Consider the following 15893-nt stretch of genomic DNA (forward strand, 5'->3'; position numbering starts at 1 on the left):
CGGGTCCGGGTTGCCTCCCCGGATCAGGAACTTCGGATCTTGGGGCCGGGAGGGGTCCCGGGGGTGCTCCGGTAGCCTGCGCGGCGCGTTTCCTTGGTGTCAGGCGGTTTCGCCTGACCTGTCAGCAATCGTTTCGATGATCTTTCGATGGTACTCGGTTCACGAGATCGGAGGTTGGATCGTGCGTGCGTGGAAACCCCGAAGAACAGCAGGAATCCTGGCCGGAGCGGTCGTGCTGGGCCTGACCATGGTCCCGGCGGCACCCGCGTCCGGCGCGGAGCGTGACCTGTCCCGCTTCTACCACCAGCAGCCCGGATGGGCGACGTGCCGGCCCGATCCGGCGACGGACCCGCCGGGGAGCAAGATCCCCTGGGAGAAAATGGACTGCGCCACGATCACGGTGCCGCTCGACTACCGGCACCCGGGCGCGGGCCGCCTGAACGTCGCGATCAGCAGGTTGAAGGCGAAGGACCCGAACGCGCGGCGGGGCGTGCTGCTGCTGAACCCCGGCGGTCCCGGCGGCGACGGTTTGGATCTCCCGCTGGCGTTCGCGAACAACGCGATCGCGGGCAGCTACGACCTGATCGGCTTCGACCCGCGGGGGGTCGGCAGGTCCACCCGGCTGCGGTGCGACTATCCGCGGTCCTTCCTCCTGCACACCCGTCCCACCGACGAGGAGTTCGCGGACGTCTCGGCGCACGCGCAACTGCTCGAGCTGGGCTGCAAGCGTGCGGGCGGGGGCATCCGGCCGTTCATCAGCACCGCCAACACCGCCCGTGACCTGGACGTCGTCCGCGGTGTGCTCGGGGAGAAGAAGATCAACTATCTGGGCTTCTCCTACGGCACCTACCTCGGCGCGGTCTACGGCAGCCTGTTCCCGGCGCACCTCGACCGCAGCGTGCTCGACTCCTCGATGCACCCGGAATGGCTCTACTACGAGCAGTTCGCCCAGCAGGCGGTCGCGTGGCGGCAGAACGTCGACGCGTGGGTGGCCTGGATCGCCGAGCGCGACCGGACCTACCACCTGGGCAGCACGGTAGCCGCGGTCACCACGGCACTCGACGAGCTGGGGCTCAAGCTCGCCGCGAAACCGACCCCCATCAAGAATCCGCCGCCCGGCTTTCCCGAATTCGCCCTGGACCGCAACTTTTTCGACCTCCTGCTCGGCGGGGTCCCCCGAACACGTCCGCTCTGGGACGTGTTCGCCAAGGTGGTCAACCAGCTTCGCGCCGCGACCGGTGCCCGGCTGGACGCCGATACCGACGCGGCGGTGGGACAGCTGGCGGGTCAGGTCATCCCGCCCACCTACGAGGGCGCGTTCCAGGCGATCACCTGCGAGGCCGACTGGCCGCGCGAGCTGAACACCTACTACGACCGGATGCGGGTCTTCCGCGAAAAGTACCCTTACGGTTTGGGTGCGATCGCGGTCCAGCCGACCGAATGCACCTTCCGCTCGTTCACCCCGCCCGAACCACTGGTCCCGCTCCGCCGCCACGGCTATCCCATCGGTGTGGTGGTGCAGGCCGAGTACGACGCGAACACCCAGTACGACGGTGGCCCGGCCATGGCCGCCAGGCTCGGCGACAACCTCATCTCGGTCGCCGACGAAGGCACCCACGGCCTCTACAGCCGTAACGAGTGCGTCACCCGGCAGATCGACGCCTACTTCGTCCACGGCGTACTGCCCGATTCCCGGGCGTTCTGCCCGGGACGGCCGCGACCGGACGTCCCGCCTGACAAGGCAGGTGCCCGACCGGCCCCGGCGTCACCCCTGCGAGCCGAGGTGAGCCGGATCATCGCCGAGAACGGGCCGGATCACTTCCGCTGGAGGTGACCGGACCGGCGAGCAGGATCGGCACGAGCAGCAGGGTGGCGGCGGCCCATGGCAGGGCCGCCGCCACCGTGTCGAGCACGATCCCGCCGGTCAGCGCCCCACCGGCCACCGCGCCGTTCCAGCTCGCGATGGTGAGCGACTGCGCGGTGTCGGCGCGGCGCCCGGCGAGCCGGGCGGTGACCGCCTGGAACGACGTCGGCGCGCCGCCGAAGGCGAGTCCCCACAACGCACCGGCCACGAGTAGCACGACGGTGTCGTGGCCGCCGAGGGCGAGCACGACGATGGCGGTCGCGCCGGTCGCGGCGCAGCCCAGCAGCACGGCACGCGGGTACCGGTCGAGCACCAGCCCGACCAGCCACAGCCCGGCCACCGTGGCCAGCCCGAACAGCAGCAGCCCGGTGCTGAGCAGTCCCGGATGCCCGCGCTCGGCGTAGAACGGGCCGAGGTAGGTGTAGAAGATGTTGTGTCCCAAGGAAAACGCGATCACCAGTACCAGCAGCGGGCGCAGCCCGGGTGTCCGCAGGACGGTCCGGAGCCGCGGCCGGTCACCGGCCGGTTCGCCCGGCAGCGGCGGGACGGCCAGCCAGATCCACCGCAGCAGCGGCAGGGCGATCAGCCCCATGACGACGAACACCCAGCGCCAGCCGAGGAACGCGCCGAGCGCCGCCCCGGCGGGTACCCCGAGCGCGAAACCCACCGGGGTGCCCGCCATCGCGACGGCCAGCGCGCGGCCCGACCGCTCCACGGGCACGAGCCGCATCGCGTAGTTCGCGACGAGCGACCACAGCACGCCGGTGATCGCGCCGGAGACGATCCGCGCCGCCAGGACGAGCGCGAACCACGGGGACACCGCGATCACCCCGTTGGTCACCACGAATCCGGCGACGAGCACGAGCAGGAGCGTCCTGCGGGGCACCCGGGCGGTGGCCGCGGTCAGCGGTACCGCGGTGAGCGCGGTGGTGATCGCGTACACCGTCACGAGCTGCCCGGTGGCCGCGGGGGAGACACCGAGGCCGGCCGAGGCCGGGAGCAGGATCCCGGCGGGCACGACCTCGGTCAGGCAGCCGAGGAACACCGAGGTGGCCAGCGCGAGGAGCGCGCCGAGCGGGAGCCCGGTGGTGCGGCCGGGTGGCGCGGCGAGGTTCATGATCGGATCCAGTTCCTCGTGGCGGCCGCCCGGCCGCGTGTCCTATGCCGTGTGGAGCAGCAGGTTGTGCGAGTCGGCGCCGGGATCGGTGATCTTGTCCTTCGTCGCGGCGGAGGTCAGTGCCGTGGTGAGCGCGTCCGGGGTGGCCTCGGGATGCGCGGACAGGTACATCGCGGCGACACCGGCCGCCTCGGCCGAGGCGATCGAGGTGCCCGACACCGTGGCGCAGGCGGTGTCGCTGCGGCTGTCGGCGGTCCGGATGTCCTTGCCCGGCGCGTAGAGGTCCACGCAGCTGCCGAAGTTCGACGACGGCACCCGGTGATCGGCGGAGTCCGTCGCGCCCACGGTGATCCCGGTGGTCTGCCGGGCCGGGGTGACCTGGCAGGCGTCGGTGCCCTTGCCGTTTTCGCCGTTGCCCGCCGCCGTGGTGTAGGCCAGCCCGAGCTGGGTCATCTTGTAGAGCTGGATGTCGACGACCGTGCCGCCGGGCCCGGCGAAGCTGAGGTTGAGCAGGGCGGGCCGCTTGGCGTTGAGGTTCACCCAGTCCAGCGCGGTCAGGATCTGTTCGGAGGTCCCGGTTCCGTCGCAGCCGAGCGTGCGCACCGACTCGATCGACGCCTCCTTCGCGACGCCGAAGTGCCGGCCGCCGATGGTGGCCGCGACCCGCGTCCCGTGCCCGTTGCAGTCGGTGCCACTGCGGTTCGCGCCGGGCTCGACCGCGTCGAACGCCGCGTGCGCGCGACCGCCGAAGTCGCGGTGACTCGTGCGGACACCGGTGTCGAGCACGTAGACGTGGACGTTCGGGGCCGTGTTCGGGTAGGTGAAGCGGTGATCGAGCGGGAGCGCGGGCTGGTCGACGCGGTCCTGTCCCCAGGACGGCGGGTCGGTCTGGGTGCCCGCCGCGGTGTAGGTCTGGTTGGCGCCGACGGTGCTGACCGCGGCGTCGGTGAGGTACTTCGTGTGCTGGTCCTCGGTCAGCTCGGCGGAGAACGCCTGCGAGACTGAGTAGTAGACGCGGCGGAGCTTGCCGCCGTACTTGGTGATCATCGTGTTCGCGGCGGCGGTGACCTTGTCCTTGTCCGCCGTCATCGGCTTCAGGCGCACGATGTACACCGACGTGGCGCCGACGGGGGCCGCGGCCGCCGCGGTGGCGGGCAGCACCCCGGCCACCACGGCGAAACAGGCCGCCAGCGCGGCGGTCCTCGACTTGCGTTTCATGGGATTCCTTCGCGGAGAGGGACGGATCGCCGCCGGTGCCGGAGCAGCCCCGGCGGCGGACACGTCAGAGACCGTTCAACCAGGTGCGCAGGTCGCTGGGGCCGCTGCCGGTGTCGAACCCGACGACCCTGCTGCCCTTCTCCTGACCGTCGCGGATGTCGATCAGCGTCGGGATGTACTCGATGCTGTACTTGTCCGCGATGTCCTTGTTCTGCCCGCTGTTGCTCACGTCGACCTTCGCCCAGATCCACTTGCCGTTGTCGGCCTTGTGGTACTTCTCCAGGTACGGGGCCATCTGCTTGCACGGGCCGCACCAGGTGGCGTAGAAGTCGAGCACCACCGGCTTGGTCTTGGACATCTCCATGACCTGGTCGTAGTTGTCCGAGGTGACGTCGATGACGGTTTCGTCCTGTGTGGACATCGCCGTCGGCTCCGCGGCGGACGCGGACGACATCGAGGAGCCGCCCAGCAACGCCGCGGCCATCGCGACGGCGGCCGCGAGCACGGATATTCTCGTTCCCATCTTCCTTCTCCTTCTCATTCGGTGTGGTTACCGGAAATCGGTGCGGGACGGGCGTTTTCCGGGGTGCCGGACTCGGTCGGGTGCCCGGCGGCCACCCAGTCCTCGATGCCCTCGCGGTACTTGCGGACGTCGGCGTACCCGAGTTCGACGAGCCGGGTGCCGACGAATTCGCTGTTGCGGCAAGGGGTGTTGGCGCAGTACACGACGATCGTGGCGGTCTTGTCCGGGACCACGTCCGGCGCGTGCGCGTCGGTGAATTCCGCCGCCCGTTCGTACGGGAAACCCGGGATGTTGCGCGCGCCGGGCAGGTGTTCCCGCTCGTAGTAGGCGACGGGCATCGTGTCGACCACGATCACCGCGTCCTCGTCCATCGCGCGTTTGAGCTCTTCGCGCCCGATCAGTGGCAGCATGATCGTTCCTTCCTGTGTCCGATGGCGGGCCGGGAAGATCCGGCTCGCCACGAGGTAAGCGGCGAAGGCCACGATCACCGAGTTGATCGCGGGGATCCCGAAGTCGAAGAAGATCGCGCACGCCGTGCCGAGCGCCCAGCTGACCAGCGCGGAGGGCACCCAGTCCCGGTGCGGGCCCGGCGCCGTCCCGTGCTCGCGCAGGGCGTCGAGGACCGGACGGCAGCGGCGCACCACGAAGTACTCCGCGATGAGCACCCCGGCGACCGGCGGGGTGAGCACACCGACCGCGGTCAGGAAGCCGGTGAAGTCGTCGGCGATCCCGAACGCGGAGGCCGCGGTGCCGAGCGCGCCCAGCACCAGCACCACGCGTACCCTGCCGACCCGGCGGCCGAACAGCACGTCGACGACGTTGACCAGGCCCAGCGACGACGAGTAGAGGTTCCAGTCGTTGATCTTGAGGATCGCGGTGGCGAGCACCAGGGTGCCGAGCACACCCGAGGAGGACGTCACGATGCCGACGATGTCGGGCGAGGCGGTGGCGTGCGCCAGCAGCACCCCGATCAGCCCGATGAGGTACTCGCCGAGCGTGACGCCGAGCAGGGTCTGCTTGACCACGTCGCCCGGCGTGCGGTTGAACCGGGTCATGTCCGGGGTCATCAGCGCGCCGAGGATGAACGCCCCGGACACCAGCGTGGTCGCCGCGCCGAGCGAAAGCGGCGGGCCCGGCGGCGGGCCGGACACCAGCGACCCGAGCGGATGCGTGCTCAGAGTGTCCACAATGGAGTAGCCGGCCAGCGCGAGGAAGGCGGGCACGGTCAGGTAACCGACCCAGGCCATGATGCGGAATCCGTACACGGTGATGGCGGTGATCACGACGCCGCCGAGCACCGCCCACGCCCACTCGGGCACGCCGCCGCCGAGCGCATGCATGCCGTGCGCGAACACGCCGTTCTGCACCCCGAACCAGCCCGCGAGGCTCAACGCCACGAGCAGGCCGACGAGCGCGGATCCCTTGCGGCCGAACCCGGCCCAGCGGGCGAGGACCGAGGTCGACAGTCCTTCGCGGACCCCGGCGACGCCGAGCAGGATGGTGATGATCTCCAGCAGCACCGAGCCGATCGTGATCGCCAGCACCGCCTGCCAGAAGGTCATGCCGTAGCCGAGGATCGCGCCGACGATGAACTGCTGGAAGGAGGAGACCTGGCCGAAGCGCTGCACCGCGACCGAGGGCCACGACCGGCGGGCGTGGCGCGGGACCTGGGTCAGCGAGTAGTCGTCGTGGCGGCCGGTCATCGGCCCGCCGCTTCCAGCACCGGTTCGCGCACGACCAGGAACCCCTGCTCCGGCTGTGGCCGGAAAGCGAATTCGCCGTCGAAGAATCTTTGCAGAAAGGGCACTCGCTGGTGGTAGACGAACATCGAGCCGCTGTTCCCGGTGATCAGTCCCGAGGCCGCGAACAACGGTAGTTCGGCGAGAAAGTAGCGGACCGCGAGCCCGAGCCGTCCCTCGTTCGGTACGTCGCCCATTTTTCCCTGGAGCACCCAGGTCGAGGCGTCGTGGCAGGCGGAACGGAAAGCGGGATCGGTTTCGAAGTGCTTCTCCGCCTCGTGCGCGAGACGGCGGTAGGCGAGCATCTCCCGCAGCCGGGCCATGCCGAGGATCCGGCTCGCCGGATCGGGCAGGCCGAGCGTGGTCAGCGCGCTGGTGATCTTGTTGTGCACGTGACAGGACTGGCGATGCGCTTTCTGTTTGGCCCGCGCCGGGGAATAGCCGAGCGCCTCGAGGGTGTAGGCGGTGACCTCGTCCGGGACGAAGAAATGGAACTCGGCGAAGTTTTCCGCCGTCCACGCGGCGAGCCGGATCAGCCGTTCTGCGGTGAAGTAGCCGTTGAACGGGCTCACCCCGACACAGGCGTGTGGTGTGCCCGGAAAGAGCCGGGCACAGCCGGAAGACAGGGGACTCGCTTCGAACATGAGAGGTTTCCACCTTTCGCGGTCCGGTTTCCCTGGTTTCCGCCGGCGGTGAGTGGATGCGCTTACTGTCGCCGAGACCGGCCCGGGACGGCTAATGCCGGGGGGTTATGCCTTCGCGTTCTCCCGGGTCCCGGACTTCGGAAAGAGGACTTCCTACTTTGGTCGGGTATCGATCACACTTTTGCCGGTGCACCCGCACGCGGGAGCGTCCTACCGTGATCGGTCGTGGAGCTGGAACTCAAGCATTTGCGCCACCTCCAGGCTGTCGCGAAAGCGGGCAGCCTCAACCGCGCCGCCGCCCAGCTGGTCCTGCCGCAGCCCGCGCTCAGCCGCGAACTGCGGAGGATCGAGGAGCTGCTCGGCCAGGCGCTGTTCGAACGCGACCGCACCGGTGTCCGGCCCACCCCGTTCGGGCGGCTCATCCTCGACTACGCGGACGGGATCCTCGCGCGCACCGCGCGGCTCGGCGCCGAGCTGACGCAGCGGAGTGCCCAGCGCGCCAGGGCACTGCGGGTCGGCTGGTCGGCGACCGCGCTGGCCGGGTCCCTGCTGGACGCGCTGGAGGTCACCGGCACCGGCGACCAGGCCGAGATCAGGACCGCCGAGTCCACCGCCGAGATCCTCGACTGGTTCGAGCGCGGCGAACTCGACCTCGCCGTCCTGTCCGAACAGTGCGAAGTGACCCTTCCGGCGAACACCGCGCGGATCGACCTCGCCGACGACCCGCTGCTCGTGATGCTCCCCGACTGGCATCCCCTCGCGTCGCGGCATTCGGTCGGGCTCGCCGAGCTGGAGCACGAGCGGTGGATCTCGTCGACGGGACCCGACCGCTGCCGAGAGTTCCTCGCGCGGGTCTGTCATCCCTTCGGATTCTCCCCGCTCATCGCGCACCACGTCTCGGTTTCCGGGCCCCGCGACGAGATCGTCCGCTACCAGGGCGACGTCACGCTCATCCAGACCCTGCGCCCGCTCGCGCCCGGCGTGGTGCACCGGCCGATCTCGGACCTGCTGATGCGGACCAGTCACTTCCTGCTCTACCGCGAGGACAGCCCGATCGCGGCGCGGGCCGAGCTGCTGGCCGGGGTGATCACCGACAGCTACCGGGATGGCCGGGGCCCGCGTACCGGCCGGCGCGTGCTCCCCGCGCAGCTGTCGCGGCTCGCCGCGCGCACGAACTGAGCCGCGCCGGGGCCGGGGTGGACATCGAGCTGCGGCAGCTGCGGATCCTCACCACCGTCGCCGAGGCCGGGAGCGTCGCGGCGGCCGCCGCGACGCTCGGCACCACCCCGGCGAAGCTCGCGGTGCGGATCCACCGGCTGGAACGCATGGTGGGCGCCGAACTGCTGACCGAGGGCCCGGCGGGGACGACGTTCACCGAAGCGGGCGAAGTGCTGCTCGAGCACGCGGCGGTGGTGCTGCCGCAGTTCGACCGGATGCTGGCCGCCGCGCGGGCGGGTGGCCCGGCCCCGCCGGACCGGATCCGGATCGGGGCGGTGGCGACCCCGATCCTGCCCCGGCTCGTCCGCGAGATCGCCTCGGCGCGGCCCGGCGCCGAACTGTCGGTACTGGCCGGGGAACCGGGCGCGGATCTGGCCGGGGCGGTGACGCGCGACGAACTGGACCTCGTCATGCTGCGGCTGGTCACCGACGACGACACCGTCGACACGGCCGCCGCGGCGGCGCTGCCCGCCGCGATCGCCTGGGTGACGCTGGGCGTCGAGCCGCTCGTCGTCGGCATCCCGCGCGGGCACGAGCTCGGCACCCCGGACTCGGTGCCGCCGTCCGCGTTGTCCGGGCACCGCTGCGTGCTGCTCGACCAGACCGTCCAGCCACTGACGGGCGCGCTGCTCGCGGCCTGCGCCGACGCCGGTGCCGATCCGCGGTTCTGGTACGCGACAAGCGAATGGGCCGCGCTCTGCCTCGGCCACGGCGCGGGCCTGCCGACCGTGACCACCCCGCCGGCGACGCCGATGCCGGACACCGCCTACCGGCCGCTGCGCTGCCCGGCGGTGCGCTCGGCACTCGTGCTGGCCTGGTCTCCCGGCGGACCGGTCGCCGGCTGCGCCCCACACGTCGGCGAGGTCGTGGCCCGCGCGCACGCCGAGCAGTTGCGCGCGCTCGTCACCGGAGCGGGTTTCAGGCGGACGGCTTGAAGGCGGCGATGACGCGGGCGAACAGCGGGCGCAGGTTCGCCTCCTGGTCGAGGGGGACCTTGACCGCCACCGTCCACAGGTCCCGGCCGTGCGGCAGCGCGCGGAGCTTGGTGCTGCTGGCGGGTCCGGGGCCGAGTTCACGGTTGCGGTGGAACACGTCCATTGTGGACGGTGGCTGTGGGGCCAGCGTGGTCACCTGGGATCCCTTGCGTATCACGCCGGGCAGGGTCAGCAGCCGGTCGACGAAGTCCTCGGTGCCGCGCTGGTAGTCGTAGAAGCCGACCATGCGCTCGACCCGGATCTCCCCTCGGCCGTCCGGCGCGACGTAGTTGACGATGCCCTCGGGCGGCGGGCCCTTGCCGGCGTGGGGATCGGCGAACTCGACCCAGGTACGGGGGACCGTGATGGTGAAGGGCGTGCCCGGTCCGCCCTCGCCCACCCGCATCGTGCCGGTGTGCTCGACCAGGTCGGCCCTCGGCGCCGGTACCGGCGCGCTGCTGGGCGCCGGGACCGCCGGAGCCGCCGGGGCGGGCGGGTTCTCGCCGGGCAGCCGGAAGACGAAGATCCCGCCGACGGCCGCCGCCACGACCACCAGCGCGGCGGCGGCCACCCCGAGCACCCGGCCGCGAGAACGGTCGCGGGATTTCGGGGCGGCGGCGACGCTCGTGGCCGCGAACGGCAACGATCCGGGGGTGGAGGCCAGCGCGGCGGGCTCGTTCGGCGGAGTGGCTTCACCGCCGGAGGCGAACGGCAGCGGCCCGGGAGCCGATGCCAGCGGGGCCCCGTCGTCCGCCGGCGCGGCCTCTCCGGCGGAGGCGGGTGCCGCACCCCACGGGACCTCGCGGGGGAGCGTCCGGCTTTCCCGGGCTTCGCCGGTGACCTCCGGGACGTCCCAGAGCGGCACGCCGGGGTCGGGCAGCACGGGACGCACCAGCCTGCGGACCTCGGCCAGCGGCATCCGCGCGGCGGGATCCTTGACCATCAGCCCGGCGATGACCGCGCTCAGCGGTCCGGCCCCCGCCGGGCTCGGCACGTCGCCGTGCACGACCTCGTGCACGGTGGCCAGCGGGTCGTGGTTCACGTTGTAGGGCGGACGGCCCGCCACCGCGGCGAACAGCGTCGCGCCGAGCTCCCACAGGTCCGCGGCCGGGGTGGTGGGACTGCCGCTGGCCAGCTCCGGGGCGATGTAGGCGGGCGTGCCCAGCATCAGCCCGGCGTGGGTCAGGGTGACCTCGGAGACGCTGCGGGCCAGGCCGAAGTCGGTGAGCTTGACCAGCCCGTCCTCGCCGAGCAGCACGTTGCCCGGCTTCACGTCGCGGTGGGTGATGCCGCGCCGGTGGGCGGCCTGCAGCGCCGCGGCCACCGCGTCCGCGACCGCGGCGGCCCTCGGCTGGTCCAGCGGCCCGTGCTCGGCGATCAGCTTGGCCAGGCTGACCGAGGCGACCAGTTCCATCACCACGAACGGATCGTCGCCCTCACGGACGACGTCGTGCACGGTCACCACGTTCGGATGCGACAGCGCGGCGATCGCGCGCGCCTCCCGCATGGCCCGTTCCCGCTGCTCGTGGGCGGCGCCGGCGGGCATCCCCGGCGGCAGCAGGACCTCCTTGACCGCGACGTCCCGCCGCAGCAGTTCGTCGTGGGCCGCCCACACCGTGCCCATCGAGCCGCGCCCGAGCAGCCTGCCCAGCCGGTACCGCCCGCCGATCACCCGTGCCGCCGAGGGATCCGGCTCGGCGTCGGCGGGCCGGTCCGGCGTGTCGTCCAGGTCAGCGGAAGCCATCGCTGCATTCTGGCCTACCGCGAGAACCGTGCAGCACCCCGGTGATCAGGCCGGAAGGCCGTTACGTGCCGGAGAGCGCTTTCCCATCGCCACGGACTTTCCTGACAACGGCCACGACCACACACGAGCCGGCCACCATCCCGACGAAGACCATCAGCGCCCCCACGCCCCACAGCGGGCCGGTGGCCGTAGCGATCGCGGTCATCGACCACGCCACCGTGAACGCCACGGACATGACCAGCACGACAACCCACCGAGGCAGCCTGATCGCTCCGACTACGGCGAGGACGACCAGGCACAGCACGCAGCCAACGACTTGCCACGGTTCGTAGGGACCGGTGCGTGCCCCTGTGACGGCATCGACCTGATAGGTGGTGTCCCATCCCATCCACAGCCACCACGCTGCGATGGTCAGACCCGCGAGCACGACCGCATCCACTACCAAGCGGGCTTGGTTCACCATTGACCCTCCCGGCCTCTGCCGACGATCCATTCTGACCTTCTTCGTGCCGCGAGAGGCAAAAACAACGGGGAAACTGTTCGAGCCGGCCACGGAGCCGCCGGTTGTAGTGTAAACGCCACGGTACTTCGACCCGTTCCGCGGCTCCAGAGCGTCCTTGGGCCCGCACACCTACGGGAACCGTGCGGCAACCCGGTGATCAGGCCGGAAGGTCGTTACGTGCCGGAGAGCGCTTTCCCAGCGCCACTCCCAAGACGACGAAGCCGGCCAGGAACGGATACAGGACGCCGCGTTCGAAAAGGCCGATGAGGACGTCGGCCCCGGACACCAGGATGGCGCCGAAGACCACCAGTGACGCGAACCCGAGTATCCCGAGCCGCACCAGCGCCCGGCCCAGCCCGCGCGGGACGCCGAGAAGCCGATGTGCCCCGCCGAGAAGGATGACGAGCACGTTGCCCGCGGTGAATCCCACGAAGGCACCCAATCCGTGGAAAGCGGCCGTGCCGTTTTCGAATGCCTCACCGGATCCCGGGAACAACGCCACCAGGGCGCCGCCGATCGCCAGCAGCACCGCCGTCGCGACCGTCGCCCAGCGGCGCGGGCCCGCGAGTCCCCGCAGCAGGACGACGCCGACCAGCGCGAGGAACCCGAACAGGAAGAAGCCGCTGTTCATCACCCACGCGAGCGGCGAGTACATGAACTGCCCGAACGCGGTCGACGGTCCGCGCACGCCGAGATCGCTGACGAAGTGGTAGGTGTAGCTGTAGGGCGGGTCCGTCCACGCCGCCGCGGCGACGAACTCGGCGGCGAAGAAGACGCCCCCGCCGGCAATGAGCGCGGCGCCCGCGCCGCGCCGTCGTGGGTCCGAAGTCAGGCTCGTTCCGGGCTGGGTGTCGGTCAAGGTCTCCTCCTGAGATCGTCTTGTGCTGGGCGAAAGACTGGGGCGTGCCGCTGACAGGCGACAAACACGGCGCTGTCATCGCGACCCTGAGGTGGGTTCGGGTGGGCGGACGCGCGAAAATCGGGGAATGGACGAGGATGCGCGGCTTCGTGTCACGCTGCTCGGCGCGTTTCAGGTGGTTCGCGGTGACGCCGTGCTGCCCGTGCCGGGCGCGCGGCTGCGAAGCCTGCTCGTCCGGCTGGCGCTCGCCGGTGGCCGCGCGGTCGAGCCGGGCGTGCTGGTCGACGCGATCTGGGCCGAGGAGCCGCCGGCCGGTCCCGCGTCCTCGCTGCAGACGCTCGTCTCCCGGCTGCGTCGCGCCCTCGCCCCGGCTCCTGGCGTGCTCACGCAGGTCGCGGGCGGCTACCGGCTGGCGGTGGACGCGGCCGACGTGGACGCGCTGCGCTTCGAACGGCTCACCGCGACCGGCCGGGAAAAACTGCGGTCCGGTGCGCCGGAGGCGGCGGGCGCGGTGCTCGCCGAGGCCGTGGCGCTGTGGGGCGACCGTCCCGGCACCGAACCGGTGATCATCGCGGCCGTCGCGCCCGCCGTCGCGACCCGGCTGGCGCGGCTGTCGGTCGAGGCGGTCACCGACCTCGCCGAGGCCGAGCTGGCGCTGGACCGGGCGGAGGCGGCCGCCACCCGGCTGACCGGGCTGCTGGCCGAGCATCCGGTCCACGAGCGGGCGGCCGCGCTGTTGATGGACGCGCTCGCCGCGCGGGGGCGCGAGGCCGAGGCGCTGGCCGTCCACGAGCGGATCCGCGAGGCACTGGCCGACGTCCTCGGTGCCGACCCCGGCACCGCGCTGCGGGATCGGCACCTGCGCCTGCTGCGCCAGGACCCGCCCGTGCCGGACGCTCCGCCCGCCCGGACCCCGCCGACCAACCTTCCCGCGCCGCTGACCAGTTTCCTCGGCCGCGACGAGGACCTCGCCCGCGTCGGCGGCAGGCTCGCCGCCGGGCGCCTGGTCACCGTCCTCGGTCCCGGCGGCGCCGGGAAGACCCGGCTCGCGCTGGAGGCCGCGCGCCGTCACCGTCCCGAATACCGTGACGGCGTCTGGCTCGTCGACCTCGCGCCGGTCACCGCGCCCGCGAAGATCGCCACGGCCGTGCTCGCCGGGACCGGGCTGCGGGGCGGCGCGATGCCCGGCACCCGCAAGCGCGCCGACGGCGACGAACTGGACGTCCTCGTCGGCGAGCTCCGCGGCCGGGAATGCCTGCTGCTGCTCGACAACTGCGAGCACCTGATCGACGCGGTGGCCCACCTGGTCGCGGCGCTGCTGCCGCGCTGTCCCGGGGTCCGCGTGCTCGCCACCAGCCGCGAACCCCTCGCTGTCGACGGCGAAGCGCTCCTGCCGCTGGCCCCGCTTGCGCTGCCCGGCCCGGACGACGACGTCGACCAGGCCGGGCACACGGCTTCGGTGCGCCTGTTCACCGAGCGGGCCGCCGCCGTGCGGCCCGGTTTCGAGGTCGACGAGGCCACGCTGCCCGACATCGTGCGCGTGGTGCGTGGCCTGGACGGCATGCCGCTGGCGCTCGAACTGGCCGCCGCCCGGCTGCGGACGCTGGCCCTGCCCGATCTGGCCGACGGGCTTTCCGACCGGTTCCGGCTGCTCACCACCGGCAGCCGCACCGCGCCGCCCCGGCACCGCACGCTGCGCGCGGTCATCGCCTGGAGCTGGGAGCTGCTCGACGAGCACGAGCGCGTCGTCGCGGAGCGCGTTTCGGTCCTGCCCGGCGGCGTCACCTTCGCCTCTGCCACCGCCGTCTGCGCCGGTACCGCCGTGCCCACCGCCGAAATCCCCGACCTGCTCGCCGCCCTCGTCGACCGGTCACTGCTCCAGCTCGCGCCCGGCACCGGGCGCTACCGCATGCTCGAAACCCTCCGCGAGTACGGCGCCGACCGCCTGACCGCCGCCGGGGACCTCGGCGCGGTACGCGACCTGGCCGCCGCGTACTTCACCGGGCTGATGGCCCGGCACGATCCCGAACTGCGCGGTCCCGGCCAGCTGGGCGCCATGAAGGTCATCGGCGCCGAGTACGACAACACGCTCGCCGCCCTGCGGCATCGGTGCGTCACTCGCGACGCGCCCGGCGCGCTCGCCCTCGCGCTGAGCCTGACCTGGTACTGGCAGATGTTCGGCCTCGACGCCGACGCCGCCTACTGGCTGGGCGAGGCGCTGGCGGTGCGGGACGACGCGCCGCCGACACCCGAGCGGGACTGCGCCAGGGCCATCCAGCTGCTCGCCAGGGCGGACGTGCTGTCGGGGCTCACCGCCGGGGAGGCCGCGGCCGACCGGGCGGAGATGCGCGCGCTGGCCGATCGGCTGCCCACCCGGCGGACGCTGCCCGGTCACCACCGCGTGTTCGGCCCGATGCTGCTCTTCCTGCAGGACGAACCGGCCGCGCTCGCGGCCTTCGGCCGCCTGGCCGACGGCGACGACCGGTGGTTGTCGGGGCTGGCGCACCTGTTCCTGGCCGAGATCGCCGAGAACGCGGGCGCGCTCGACCGGACGCGTGCCCACGTGACGACGGCGCTGGCCCGCTTCCGGCAGGTCGGTGACCGGTGGGGCGAGGCCGCCATGCTGGCGACGCGGGCCCGGCTGCGGCGGTACGACGATCTCGACGGCGCGCTGGCCGATCTGCGCGAGGCCAGGACGCTGGCGGGCCGGTTCGGCGCGCTCAGCCTCGGCGACCAGCTCTACAACGACCTGCGCTGGATCGACGTGCACCTGCGGCGCGGTGACACCGAGCAGACGAGGACGATCATCGACTCGGCCAGGGAACGCGCGGTGCTCGCGTCCTCGGCGGAAATGCTGGTCCTGATCGACGTGCGGGAGGCCGATTTCCGGGTACGGCTCGGCGAACTGGACCGGGCGGGGGAGCTGCTCGACAACGCCGAACGGGGCCTGCGCGGCGAAACCGTGGCCCGCGCGGACCAGGTCCGCGCGCTGGCCCGCGGCGCGCGGGCCGCGCTTTGCCTCGCGCTGGACGATCTGCCCGGTGCGGACAAGGCGCTGCGGGAGGCGTACGCGGCCGCGCTGGCCACCCGGGAACTGCCGGTCCTGTCCCCGGTGGCGGTGCACGCGGCCGCGCTCGCCCACGCGCGTGGGCGGTACCGGTCCTCGGCCGTGCTGCTCGGCGTCGCGGCCCGGCTGCGGGGCACGCACGACCGGACCGATCCGCGGGTCCGCGAGCTCACCGGCCGGGGCGAAACCGCGCTGGGCGGCGAAGAGTTCGCCGCGGCGTACGCGCGGGGCTGGGAGCTGGACGCGAAAGCCGCCGTGGCCGCCGCCGACCCGGACTCGGATTAGCACGGCCGGTGCCACGCCCCGAACGCTCCGTTCGTGCCGGGCGGGCTTCGACCGAGGTGCCGTCCTGAAGGCTCCCTTGAAGCCCTACTCAACGTCCCGAAGGGCCCCTTCAGGACACGACGTGGCGTTCGAGATGTCG

General features: G+C 72.2%; 12 protein-coding genes. 4 read left to right on the plus strand and 8 right to left on the minus strand.

Features of this window, described 5'->3' with window-relative positions:
• The first annotated feature begins 232 nt into the window (after positions 1-232).
• On the plus strand, positions 233-1834 hold the full coding sequence (locus tag ABD987_RS07555; protein WP_345388516.1) for an alpha/beta fold hydrolase: 1602 nt from the start codon (positions 233-235) through the stop codon (positions 1832-1834).
• Here ABD987_RS07555 and ABD987_RS07560 read toward each other — a convergent pair.
• The 5 genes from ABD987_RS07560 to ABD987_RS07580 form a co-directional block, all read right to left on the minus strand.
• Positions 1794-2981 (minus strand): MFS transporter, encoded by a 1188-nt coding sequence (locus ABD987_RS07560; protein ID WP_345388518.1) that lies wholly within the window; start codon positions 2979-2981, stop codon positions 1794-1796. The genes ABD987_RS07555 and ABD987_RS07560 overlap by 41 nt on opposite strands.
• Before the next feature lie 42 nt (positions 2982-3023).
• A complete protein-coding gene (locus tag ABD987_RS07565; RefSeq protein WP_345388520.1) occupies positions 3024-4199 on the minus strand; it encodes a S8 family peptidase in 1176 nt (391 codons plus the stop codon).
• A gap of 64 nt (positions 4200-4263) precedes the next feature.
• Positions 4264-4722 carry a thioredoxin family protein gene (locus ABD987_RS07570; protein WP_345388522.1) on the minus strand — a complete coding sequence of 153 codons (459 nt, stop codon included), beginning with the start codon at positions 4720-4722 and terminating at the stop codon, positions 4264-4266.
• 14 nt (positions 4723-4736) lie between these two features.
• Positions 4737-6425, minus strand: coding sequence for a cytosine permease (locus ABD987_RS07575; protein ID WP_345388524.1), 1689 nt, complete (start codon positions 6423-6425; stop codon positions 4737-4739).
• Complete coding sequence (locus ABD987_RS07580; RefSeq protein WP_345388526.1) at positions 6422-7105, minus strand: tRNA-dependent cyclodipeptide synthase; 684 nt, start codon at positions 7103-7105, stop codon at positions 6422-6424. The genes ABD987_RS07575 and ABD987_RS07580 overlap by 4 nt, the downstream gene beginning before the upstream one ends.
• A 225-nt stretch (positions 7106-7330) precedes the next feature.
• Between ABD987_RS07580 and ABD987_RS07585 the strand changes: the two genes are divergently transcribed.
• Both ABD987_RS07585 and ABD987_RS07590 read left to right on the plus strand, forming a co-directional pair.
• On the plus strand, positions 7331-8284 hold the full coding sequence (locus ABD987_RS07585) for a LysR family transcriptional regulator (protein ID WP_345388528.1): 954 nt from the start codon (positions 7331-7333) through the stop codon (positions 8282-8284).
• A gap of 17 nt (positions 8285-8301) precedes the next feature.
• The gene (locus tag ABD987_RS07590; RefSeq protein WP_345388530.1) at positions 8302-9258 is read left to right on the plus strand and encodes a LysR substrate-binding domain-containing protein; all 957 of its coding nucleotides are present in this window, start codon (positions 8302-8304) and stop codon (positions 9256-9258) included.
• Here the strand turns inward: ABD987_RS07590 and ABD987_RS07595 are convergent.
• The 3 genes from ABD987_RS07595 to ABD987_RS07605 all read right to left on the minus strand — a co-directional run bounded on the left by ABD987_RS07595 (position 9242) and on the right by ABD987_RS07605 (position 12402).
• On the minus strand, positions 9242-11041 hold the full coding sequence (locus ABD987_RS07595) for a serine/threonine-protein kinase (RefSeq protein WP_345388532.1): 1800 nt from the start codon (positions 11039-11041) through the stop codon (positions 9242-9244). The two genes, ABD987_RS07590 and ABD987_RS07595, sit on opposite strands and share 17 nt — an antisense overlap.
• A 61-nt stretch (positions 11042-11102) precedes the next feature.
• A complete protein-coding gene (locus tag ABD987_RS07600) occupies positions 11103-11504 on the minus strand; it encodes a hypothetical protein (RefSeq protein WP_345388534.1) in 402 nt (133 codons plus the stop codon).
• 196 nt (positions 11505-11700) lie between these two features.
• The gene (locus ABD987_RS07605; protein ID WP_345388536.1) at positions 11701-12402 is read right to left on the minus strand and encodes a DUF998 domain-containing protein; all 702 of its coding nucleotides are present in this window, start codon (positions 12400-12402) and stop codon (positions 11701-11703) included.
• Positions 12403-12529: 127 nt separating this feature from the next.
• Here ABD987_RS07605 and ABD987_RS07610 point away from each other — a divergent pair, with 127 nt between their 5' ends.
• On the plus strand, positions 12530-15754 hold the full coding sequence (locus tag ABD987_RS07610) for an ATP-binding protein (RefSeq protein ID WP_345388538.1): 3225 nt from the start codon (positions 12530-12532) through the stop codon (positions 15752-15754).
• The last annotated feature ends 139 nt before the right edge of the window (positions 15755-15893 follow it).

The sequence above is a fragment of the Amycolatopsis samaneae genome (assembly GCF_039541975.1).
Classification (GTDB): Bacteria; Actinomycetota; Actinomycetes; order Mycobacteriales; family Pseudonocardiaceae; genus Amycolatopsis; species Amycolatopsis samaneae.